This is a genomic window from Drouetiella sp., from assembly GCF_059504425.1.
This window is the reverse complement of sequence record NZ_JCACIN010000046.1, coordinates 240,314-251,490: the sequence shown is the minus strand read 5'-3', so window position 1 is coordinate 251,490 and position 11,177 is coordinate 240,314. Positions and strand designations below refer to the sequence as shown.

Annotated in this window: 7 protein-coding genes; 5 read left to right on the top strand and 2 right to left on the bottom strand. The window is 52.0% G+C overall.

Going from position 1 to position 11,177, the window contains the following annotated elements; all coding sequences use genetic code 11:
• Positions 1-123 precede the first annotated feature (123 nt).
• Both AC5JMP_RS11835 and AC5JMP_RS11830 read right to left on the bottom strand, forming a co-directional pair.
• The gene (locus AC5JMP_RS11835) at positions 124-894 is read right to left on the bottom strand and encodes a Coq4 family protein (RefSeq protein WP_495851663.1); all 771 of its coding nucleotides are present in this window, start codon (positions 892-894) and stop codon (positions 124-126) included.
• A 105-nt stretch (positions 895-999) separates the two neighbouring features.
• Positions 1,000-1,575: a TetR/AcrR family transcriptional regulator gene (locus AC5JMP_RS11830; RefSeq protein ID WP_495851662.1), complete on the bottom strand. Its 576-nt coding sequence runs from the start codon at positions 1,573-1,575 to the stop codon at positions 1,000-1,002.
• A gap of 333 nt (positions 1,576-1,908) precedes the next feature.
• Here AC5JMP_RS11830 and AC5JMP_RS11825 point away from each other — a divergent pair, with 333 nt between their 5' ends.
• The 5 genes from AC5JMP_RS11825 (at position 1,909) to AC5JMP_RS11805 (ending at position 11,176) form a co-directional block, all read left to right on the top strand.
• Positions 1,909-3,933 (top strand): DICT sensory domain-containing protein, encoded by a 2,025-nt coding sequence (locus AC5JMP_RS11825; RefSeq protein ID WP_495851730.1) that lies wholly within the window; start codon positions 1,909-1,911, stop codon positions 3,931-3,933.
• 16 nt (positions 3,934-3,949) lie between these two features.
• The gene (gene hpxZ, locus AC5JMP_RS11820) at positions 3,950-4,321 is read left to right on the top strand and encodes an oxalurate catabolism protein HpxZ (RefSeq protein WP_495851661.1); all 372 of its coding nucleotides are present in this window, start codon (positions 3,950-3,952) and stop codon (positions 4,319-4,321) included.
• 555 nt (positions 4,322-4,876) lie between these two features.
• On the top strand, positions 4,877-6,172 hold the full coding sequence (locus AC5JMP_RS11815; RefSeq protein WP_495851660.1) for a DUF3747 domain-containing protein: 1,296 nt from the start codon (positions 4,877-4,879) through the stop codon (positions 6,170-6,172).
• Positions 6,173-6,546: 374 nt separating this feature from the next.
• Positions 6,547-10,164, top strand: coding sequence for a glycerophosphodiester phosphodiesterase family protein (locus tag AC5JMP_RS11810; RefSeq protein ID WP_495851659.1), 3,618 nt, complete (start codon positions 6,547-6,549; stop codon positions 10,162-10,164).
• A 97-nt stretch (positions 10,165-10,261) separates the two neighbouring features.
• On the top strand, positions 10,262-11,176 hold the full coding sequence (locus AC5JMP_RS11805; protein WP_495851658.1) for a phosphodiester glycosidase family protein: 915 nt from the start codon (positions 10,262-10,264) through the stop codon (positions 11,174-11,176).
• Position 11,177: the final 1 nt, after the last annotated feature.

Here is an 11,177-nt window from a genome sequence, read left to right as displayed (position 1 = left end):
AAAATTACCAAAATATAGTTTATAGCCCTACGTGATTGAGCTAGGACGAGTTATTTTTTAAGAGCTGCACGTAGCACAGCTCTTAAAAAATAACTCATTAGATCTAAGCGCGTAGCGCTATACCTAGTTGAAATCAGGCGATCGCTCCTCACCCTGATGCTGGAAGTTCTCATAGACAATAGGCTGATAGACAATAGGCTGAATGCCCAATTCCGCTTGCCATTGCGATAGCGGCTTGTCCCAGGATTGTTCCCACTTTTGAGCAAACAGAGATTTTGCTGCCTTGCCCATCTCCCATCCTTGAGCGATCGCGTTGAGGAGCTGGGGCAATTCCGCAGGCTCAAAAAAAGTGCTTGCCATTAGGCTGTTGGCGATCAGCATCGTTGCCAGCGGATAAGGAAACTGGGGAAGGTGAAACGCCTGTAGCCCAATCTCGTCGATCGCTGAAGTCTTAAATCCAGTTACTGTATGCCAAATGTCATGCGTTTGCCCCAGTCGTGCTTCGACGTAGCTGGCATCAGAGTCAACGTTGAGATGAGAATACAAGTCTGGATCAAAGCCTTTTGCTTTCATCTGAGCGGCATAGACATAACCCAGAGAATCCTGGGGATATTGCAGCAGGGCATCAAGATCGTGCGGTGGAGCTAAATATCGCTCCTGAATGAGTGCCGCAGCAGCCGGATCACGCTGCAAATGTTGGACAGCCAAGTCAAAGGAGGGGGTCTTGAGGAGGGCGACAGAGAGTTCGCCTACCGTATCTAGGCTATCTTCTCCGTACAGCAAAGTCACGAAGGGCTTGAGTACCTGCAAGAGGTGCAGATGATGCTGAATTTCCGCTGCTCTGGTGTTGAATACAATTGTGAACTGTGCAGGAAGGATCGTAGGAAACCGCATAGCGTAGACCTCTCAAAAGAATTAGGGAGTTAAATCGAGCGATCGATATAAATAAAACCACATAAACAAAACGACTCCAGACCTTCTGTTCAGAAGGTTCTAAACTCAGACCCCATGTTTCTCGAAGTACGCGGTGAGCATATTGACCAAGAGATCAATCTGCTCACCAAAGGGGAATGATTCATCACTCCCAATTTGCTCTATCAGCACACCATTGATTAGCGTCCAGATAAATCGAGCCACCTTGGGGTTGGAAAGACCCAACACACTGGTAATCATCTGCTGATATTGCTCATCTACTTGCTGAAACACGGGATTGTTCAGAATCTCATGCAAATCAGTATGCTGGCAAAAATCTATCCAGATGACGGCTTGTTTAACAAAATAGCTTTCGTGTTCAACCAAAAACTGCCCTAGGGCTGCAATTCTCTCTGGTAAAGTACTTGCGCCCTGAGCTGCTGCCCTGAGCATCACCTCATCTTGCTGACTCATTTCTTCTACAAGCTGTTCAAACAAGATTTTCTTACTAGGAAAGTAGTGATAGAGTGCCCCAGTCGAAATGCCAAGCTCTTTAGAGATTTGGCGAGTCGTCACGTTGGCATAGCCCTTCTCCGCCAACAGGTCAAAACACTTGTGGAGAAGTTCTTTGCGGTACAGCTCTGAATCAACAACTTTCGGCATGGTCTACTTTATTTTATATCGATCGCTCGTTTTAATATAACTCCCAGCAATTTTGCCTGTCAAGATGAATGGGCTGCTGATTCTATAGCTGTCGCCAGTAGGGGTTTAGCATTGCTAAGCCCTTACCCCAAGAATTACATCTTGTTAAATCCATGTTCCTTAGGACATTTTGGGTGGGGCGCTTCGCGCCCCACCCAAAATGTCCCCGACCTAATCGCCTTGGCGGTTACTAACACGCTTGTTTGATTCTGTACGCTTGTTAAAGTTGCAACCCCATTGCTTCCCCTGCTCCCCTTGAAACTATATAGTGGAGCTTATACCGCTGAACGATCGATGCGTATCCAAATTTCTGTGCTGGAGGAGTTGCTAAAAAGCTGTCCCCAGCTCCGACCCCAGCTCTATTTCAAGGCTTCGCTGACTGCCCTATCCCACGCCATGGAGGATCAGGTGTTGGCGGGAGGTGTTCGTATGCCTCTGGTAATCGCCAGCTTTCAGCGAGAACGGTTTTATCGGCAGGAGTCACATCGCTATGAGCGAATTGCGGCTCTGACGCCGCATGTTTATGTGCTGGCGGCTCCAGAAACCAGCTTCATGAACGAGTCTAAAGAGTACGAAACGATCGCCTTTGACCCAGAGGATCAGCTTAGCCATGAATGGCATCTGGTGGTGATTGGACAAAACTATGCGGCTTGCCTGGTTTGTCAGGAGCGCCAAACTCTTGCCCCCAGTGAACAGGAAAATGCCGGACTGCCTGCTATGGATCAAACTCGGCGGTTTGAAGGCGTTTGGACATTCGATCGCCAGGTGAGCTGCACCGCCGCCAGAATCTTGCTCGATCGCATTGCCCTGTACCGCCCAGAATTACAGTTAAAGGTTGAGCAAGCCAAGACAGATTACTTAGTAGAAGCAGTGTCTGGAGTGGGTGAGGTTGATCCTGATCCTTTTGCTCAGCGGCTAGTGACTTACCTTCAGGCAGGGCAATATAAGCTGCTGAAGGCATATCGCTCTATGTCGGCTCAAGAGCGGCGAGAGCGGCTGGTTAATTTGATTACGTCCGCTATGCGGCGATCGCTCGACCCCAACGAGATCTTTAAAGTAGCCGTTGAGGAACTAGGACGCGCCATGCAGGTCTGCCGCTGCCTGGTCTATCGCTGCAAGGCAACCGATGCGACTGTGCCGATCGTCTATGAATCATTGGCGAGTGCAAGGATCAAATCAGTCGTGGGGCAAAACTGGTCGTTGCAAGGCAATCCTCTGTTTCAGTCGGTGGCACAGCGGCAAGAGGCGATCGCCCTAGCCGATACGCAGATTCCTCAGCCGATTGACCTGTCTTCGCTGGATTTGTTGGTCGATCGCTGGCAAATTCGTTCCTGGCTCATGGTGCCTGTGATTTACCAAGGACGGCTGCTGGGCATGGTGGAGCTGCACCACTGTCAGGCAGAGCCATACGGCTGGAGCCAAGATGAAGTAGGGCTAGTGGAAGCCGTTGCCACGCAGCTCGGCGTAGCCCTGATTCAGTCTGAGTCTTACGCCAACCTAGAAGATTTGAATCAGCAGCTTGAGGCACTGGAGCGCACCCGTAGCAACTTAATTGCTATCACTGGACATGAGCTGCGTACGCCGCTTTCCACAATTCAAGTCTGTTTAGAGAGCCTTGCGAGCGAGCCAGATATGCCGCCAGAACTGCGACAGGTGATGCTGAATACGGCGATGTCGGATGCTGATCGCATGAGGAAGCTCATTCAGGATTTTATTACCCTGTCGCGCTTAGAGAGCGGCAGAGTTCAGTGGCATTTGGAGCCGATCGCCCTAGATGAATGTGTCGATCTTGCCGTCAGCAGCATTCGCGGCATGAACCGGGAAGAATTTCCTCAGATTCGGGCGCAGGTACCCTTAGAACTTCCCCAGGTGCAGGCAGACGGTGAGCGCGTAGTAGAAGTCCTCTCGAAGCTATTGGATAATGCCTGTAAGTTCACCGATCCAGAAGGTGAGGTGTTGATTGAAGCCAAGACCAACGGCGGTAAAATGCTGGAAATTACCATCACTGATACCGGGCGGGGCATTGAACCAAACCGACTAGAAACCGTGTTCGATCGCTTCTATCAAGAAGAGGGAGCCTTGCGCCGCACTGCTGGGGGTACAGGCTTAGGGCTGGCTATCTGTCGCCAAATTATCAAAGGATTGGGCGGACAAATTTGGGCAGAGTCAGCCGGTCGCGATCAGGGTAGCCAGTTTCACTTCACGCTGCCGATCGCTCCAGAGATAGTGAGTAATGGCAGTCAAGGAAATGCTAGCCCAGCTGTTGCGCCTCCGCCTAAAGGTCGGCGATCGAACCGCAAACGAGCGGCTTTGGGTTAGTGAAGGAGTGTAAGTAATGGACATCAATCTCCCTGACGTGGTTGCAGAAGTGACGATCGCCTTTGAACGCTACGAAGCGGCGCTTACAAGCAACGATGTCGCCGTCCTGGACACCTTATTTTGGAATAGCCCCCATACCATTCGCTATGGCGCGACCGAAAATCTGTACGGCTATGAGGCGATCGCTGCCTTTCGCAGCGCCCGTTCGGCACAAGGACTCGATCGCACCCTCAGCAACACTGTGATCACCACCTACGGCAGAGATTTTGCTACTGCCAACACCGAATTTCAGCGCCTTGGCAAGAGCGGACGGCAAAGCCAAACCTGGATGCGATCGCTAGAGGGCTGGCGAGTAGTCAGCGCTCATGTATCTTTTCTGCCGGGATAAAACTCCGGTAGTCCCCAAGAGGCAATATTTTTTGTGGTGTGGGCAAAGCCCACACCACAAAAAATATTGCCTGCACACCACTCTCCAAGAGACTTCCAATCTGTTTGCAAATTGAGGCGAAGAACAGGCGATCGGCAGGAAACTTTTGCGGCCACTTTTCAGTCATCTTCGGTTCAAAAACGCTTTAAGAATCAATTTGAGCAAGCCGGAAACATTGGGATAGGTTTCATAGTCATATCAGTTTATTTGTAGTTACCTCATTACTTTGGAACTATTAAGTAAACGCTGAGATGTTGATATTCATTGTTTTGAAAGAATCGCAGTTTAATTCTTTTCTTACCCGTAATGGGAACATAAAGATCTCGTGTTATGTCTCTAAATTCATCAATAACGACTTTCAAAATTGATAGCTTAAAAGATTTTTTAAGCAAAGCATTGAGAAACAAAAGTGTCGTTTTAGATGTCATTGATCACAACGAAGCCGTATAGGAATCAACAGAATACTACGGCAAAGTAATTCTTTCCTCCATCACAGAATCAACCTGAGAACAAACCATGAAACCTGCTCTTCGTCGCATGGCTGCGATCGCTGCCGTCACCACAACTACCCTTGCTAGCGCTCTATCTGCTATCACACCCGCACTGGCTGCGCAGTTTGGTGAAAAGGAAGTCGATCAAAATAAATTTGTTGCAGTGGCTTCCCCCTACCGAGGCGGTGCAGCTCACCAACTCCTCATCTTAGAACAAGTTGCCGATAGCCGTCCTTGCTGGAGCGAGTCTGGCTCTCCCAATGCGTTGATTGCAATTAACCCTCTTTTGCTAGAGTTTGACTTCACGGGGGTATGCAGCCGCAGTACCGATAGCAACGGCTACTCCATCCGCGTCAATGACGAAGATCTAGGGCTGCGCTATAGCCTGCGAGTGGTTAAACAAGACAACGATATGCTGCTGATTGGTGCCCCTAGCAGCCGTGCCGAGAAAGCCATCTTGATTGGTCGCACTAACGGAGTGACCTCTGACTTCGCCAAAATCACCCTCGATCCGGGCTGGCGCTTTACCAAGCGGGTATTTGGTGAACAGACTCTAGGGCATGTTTACCTCACCTACGATGGTGATAACGTTCCTGTTGCGAATGTCGGCGGTGGCACTGGCTCTACAGGCTCTACAGGCAATACAGGCAACACAGGCACCGGGTCTACAGGTAATACAGGTACAGGGTCTACAGGCACCCCGGCTCCATCTCGCTTCAACGATACTGTTAACGACATTTACGCTGCCGATATCAATCGCGCGGTTCAAACTGGGTTTATTTCTGGGTTTGAGGACAACACGTTCCGCCCTACGGCTTCTCTGACCCGCGAACAGTTGGTATCTATGGTGTTGGGCGCGCTGGGCAGTTTACCTAACGTCAAGCTTGATGTTCCTACTCAGGCGACTGGCAACCCTTACTCTGATGTAGAAGCTAGCCGCTGGAGTGCTGCTAGAATTCAGTTTGCCCGCGACAACAACATTATTACGGGCTATCAGGATGGTTCTTTCCGTCCGGCTCAGCCTGTGACTCGCGCAGAGCTAATGGCGGTCTTGCGTCGGGCGGCAGAGTATGGCAAGGCGATGCAAGGTCAACAGCCTCAAATTCAGGGCAACCGTCCGGCTGCTACCTTTGCAGATACGAATGGTCATTGGGCAAATCCTTTGATTAGCCAAATGTCTTCCTACTGTGGAGTAGCTTCTCCGTTGAATGAGACGGGTTCAGCTTTTGCGCCTGATACGGCTGCTCAGCGCAACTATGCGGCGGCGGCGACTTTGCGGACGCTGAGCTGTTTAGGTGGGGCGGCAAGTGCATCTCGCTAAGGGCTGCTGCGGGTCTTGATGTCATAAGTCTTGATGCTGTGATTCAGGTTGGGTGGGGCAATCCAGGATGTCCATAACACCCAACCTTTTCTTTTGGGCAAAGATCCTCAGCAATGTTGTGCCCCTTTCAAATTTACGAAATCTTCATGTTAGCTGTAGCTGTAGTCTGAATAGTGAAGGCGAATTCACGAGTCCTTTCTCTAGCTAAATGTGTCTGCCCATCTGCATTTCAGGCTTTGTGAAGAAAGCAATCAGCCGATCGCTTAATGTTTCCTAAAGTCGGGCTTGAGGAGAAGTTAGCTGTCTCTTAACGTCCCTATGGGAGCTTGATTGGGGTGAAATTCTTTCCCACATTCAGGAATCCACAGAAAGCCATGACAGATGTTGTATTGAAGAGTTTCGCGTCACTTCCCGCAGATACGCTTGCTGCGGGACCTGCATCTGGCAAAGATGTGTCTGCCAACGGTCGCACAGGCCCTTTTGCGGGGCAGCCCGTTCAGGGCTTTAGCGGGGTTCAGTTTTTCGATAAAGATAGCTTCTGGTTTATGCCAGACAACGGCTACGGTGCCAAGAATAACAGCTCTGATTTTTTGCTGCGGATCTACCGCGTTGATCCCAACTTCCGAGGCACGGAAGGCGGAGATGGCAGCGTCAAGATCTTCGATAACTTTATTCAGTTTGCCGATCCTGACCAGAAAATTCCCTTCAAGATTGTCAATGAGGGAACGGGCGATCGCCTCCTAACGGGCGCAGACTTCGACATTGAATCCTTTGTGATTGCTGAGGACGGCACGATTTGGATTGGCGATGAGTTTGGCCCCTTCCTGCTGCACTTCGATGCCACCGGAAAGCTATTGGACGCTCCCATTGCTACCCCCAATCCAGTCAATCTCAACACGCTGGATGGCAAGCCGCCAATCGTGATTGGACACCGGGGAGCCAGTGGCGAACTGCCAGAGCATACCCTGGAAGCGTATAAGCTGGCGATCGAGCGCGGGGCTGACTTCATCGAACCCGATCTGGTTGCCACCAAAGATGGTGTGTTGATTGCCCGCCATGAGCCAATGCTGGGCGGCACCACGGATGTTGCCAGCCGACCTGAATTTGCCGATCGCAAAACCACCAAGATCTTGGACGGTGTAGCAGTCGAAGACTACTTTGCGTCTGACTTCACCCTGGCGGAGATCAAGACATTGCGCGCCATCATGCCCCAGGGATTCCGCACCCAGGCATTCAATGGCGTGTTTGAAATCCCCACGTTTGAAGAAGTGATCAACCTGGTCAAGCAGGCGGAGAAAGAAACGGGCAGAAAAGTCGGCATCTATCCTGAAACCAAGCATCCGACTTTCCATGACAATTTGGGACTCTCGCTCGAAGAGCCGCTGCTAGAAACGCTGGACAAAACGGGTTTCACTGACCCTAGCCGTGTTTTCATCCAGTCCTTTGAGGTTGCCAACCTGAAGGAGCTAAACCAGAAAACTGATATTCCGCTGGTGCAGTTGTATGATGCGTTTGATGTCAATCCGGACGGCACGCTGATTGAAATCCGCCCCTACGATTTTGTCGTCAGCGGCGACCTCCGCACCTATGGCGACTTGCGGACTGCCGCAGGTTTACAGGAAGTAGCCACCTATGCGGATGGCATTGGTCCCTGGAAGCGGATGATCGTTTCGGTCAAAGAGGTAGATGCCAACGGGGATGGCAAAGCGGATGACTTGAACAACGACGGCGTGATTAACGATGCCGACAAGGTGACAACCGAACCCACTTCGCTGATTACCGATGCTCACAACGCCGGACTGCTGGTGCATCCCTACACCTTCCGCAATGAGGGAAGTTTCCTGGCTTCCGACTACAACGGCAACCCGGTCAGGGAATTTGAGCAGTTCATCAATCTGGGTGTAGACGGCTACTTTACCGATTTTCCGGGCACAGGCGATTTAGTCCGCGATCAGATCACCAGCCCTTTTGTCCGATCGCCCCAAAATCCAGAGGTGCTGCAAACCACGACCTTCAATACGCTGGATGGCAAAGCGCCGATCGTCATCGGTCACCGGGGAGCGAGCGGCGAACGTCCAGAACACACGCTGGCGGCCTACAAGAAGGCGATCGCCGACGGTGCTGACTTCATCGAACCCGATCTGGTGGTAACAAAAGATGGCGTGCTGATCGCCCGCCACGAACCCATGTTGGCGGTGTTGACGGCGACGGGCGCACTCAACACCACCGACACCAGCACCGATGTTTATCTGCGGCCTGAATTTGCCGATCGCAGAACCACCAAGGTTTTGGACGGCGTTACCGTCACGGGCTGGTTTGCTGAAGACTTTACCCTGGCGGAAATCAAGACCCTGAATGCGATCGAGCGTCTGCCCGCCCTGCGAGGAACGCAGTTCGACAACGACAAGCTAAAGGTGCCCACCTTGGCAGAAGTGATCGACCTGGTGCAGCAAGTTGAGAAAGAAACCGGGCGCAAAATTGGCATCTATCCTGAAACCAAGCACCCGACTTTCTTTGCCGCTCAGGGCTACAACACCAGCCAACTGCTGGTGGAGACGCTGGTGGAGAAGAAATTCACCGATCCGACCCGCATCTTCATTCAATCCTTTGAGGTTGCCAACCTGAAGGAACTCAACGCCACCCTCATGCCCCAGGCAGGAATTAACATTCCGATAGTGCAGTTGTTTGGTGGCTCAGGTCGTCCCTATGACTTCGTGGTCAGCGGCGACACGCGCACCTATACCGACCTGTCTACCCCAGCAGGATTGGTGGAAATCGCCACCTATGCCGAGGGCATTGGTCCCAACAAACAGCGGATCGTCCCCCTCTCGACCGTGGATTTCAACAATGACGGTCGCCCGGATGACCTGAATGGTGACGGACAGATTAGCGATGGCGATCGCGTCACGGGCAGTCCCACGACCCTCGTTACCGATGCCCATCAGGTCGGATTGTTGGTTCACCCTTACACCTTCCGCAACGAGAGCTTCTTCTTGCCCGACAGCTACAACGGCGATCCGCTGGCGGAGTTCAAGCAATTTATTGAGCTAGGCGTGGATGGCTACTTTGCGGATTTCCCCGGCACCGGAGAGGATGCTCGTAGCACCTTCATCACCCCTGCTCAAGTCTCCAACTTGGGACAATCCAGAGGCTTTGAGGGCATGGCGATCAGTCCGGACAAGAGCACGCTGTACCCGCTGCTGGAAGGAACGGTCGTGGGCGATCCGGCAGGTACCCTGCGCATCTATAAGTTTGATGTGGCCTCAAAGCAATTTGCTGGACTGGAGGGTTACTACAAACTCGAAAGCGCAACGAATGCGATCGGTGATTTTACCGTAATCAACGCCAACGAGTATCTGGTGATTGAGCGAGATAACGAACAGGGCACTGCCGCCAAGTTCAAAAAAATCTACAAGGTAGATTTGTCTCAGAAAGATGCCGACGGCTTTGTCTCTAAAGTGGAAGTTGCCGATCTGTTGAACATTCAAGATCCAGGCGACCTCAACCACGACGGCAGCACCACCTACAGAATGCCCTTCCAGACGATCGAAGATGTGTTGGTGTTAGACAAAGACACCATCCTGGTTGCCAACGACAACAACTACCCGTTCTCGATCGGTCGTCCCCCGGCGATCGACAACAACGAGATCGTTACCCTGAAGTTGGCAACGCCTTTAAATCTGGACGATCGCGTTGGATTGGCGGGTCTAGATCGCCCTGCCGATGCTCTAGCTGGCTCGACCCCTTCTCTCAATAGAGATGCTGCTGACAGTCAATTCAATACACCAAGCGTCAGAAGCGGAGAGTTGGCAGAGACTTCACTGTTCAATGTGCAGGTCGCCAACGTCCAACCCTTCCCAGAAGTTCTGACCGAGAACTCCGGAGTCGGAGGGCAGCTTCTGACAGCGCCCGTAGCGATCGGTCTGAATGATTCTCAGGCGATCGTCACTCTGCCCACCTCAGTGAACACTGGGCTGAGTGGCTTGAGCTAGCGACCCTCAGACCTCCGAGGTTTTCAAAATCTCGGAGGTCTAAAATCTCGGAGCGCCTTGCGTAAGATAGTGATAGCTATCGAAAGAGGGAAACTGCGTGAAATTAGTTTGGATACTGGGCTTAGCGTTTGTTGGGCTAGAGGCGCTTTTGTTGTATGTTTCAACCTCTTCGTCGGCGATACCCCCCTCCCCGGCACCACAAGCCGATGCTTCACCAACCGCCAGCCCGATCGCTCAGCCCATTCGCTACGAAAAGCGATCGCTGCCTCAAGCTGAGGTGCATATTTTAACGATTCCGAGCCAGTATCAGGTCGTTCCGGCTCTGTCTAATGGGGTGGCAACGCTGAAGGATTTTGCGGCTCCGGCAGGGGCGATCGCCGTGATCAATGGCGGCTTTTTTGACCCTGCCAATCAACAATCTACGTCGCACGTTACGTTAGACAGCAAACCTGCGGCTGACCCCAAACAGAACGATCGCCTCACCCAAAACCCCGACCTTGCCCCCTATCTGGACAAGATTTTCAATCGCTCAGAGTTTCGGCAATATCTGTGTAACCAAGGGAGCAGTCAGACAACTCAGTATGACATTGCGTTGCACAGCGATGCGCCGCTTGCCAACTGCCAGCTTGTCAGCGCGCTAGGGGCTGGGCCGCGTCTGCTGCCGGAGCTAAATTTGCAGCCGGAAAGCTTTCTTGAAATCTCGAACGGTGCTGTAGTGAGAGATCCGATCGATCATGATCGCCTCAGTCCCCGGAGTGCAGTCGGCATTTTGCCAGATGGTGGCGTGGTTTGGGTCATGGTGGCGCAGAAAGCGGAGGCGATCGATGCTTCGGGCATGACCCTCCAGCAGCTTGCCGATTTCCTCAAGTCTCTGGGAGCTACGAAAGCGCTAAACCTGGATGGTGGTGGCTCTGCTTCGCTCTACTACAACGGCACGACACATTACGGCAAGCTGGATGAGCAGGGAAGGGCGATCGAGCGTCCGGTCAAGTCGGTGCTGCTGGTGAAGTAGG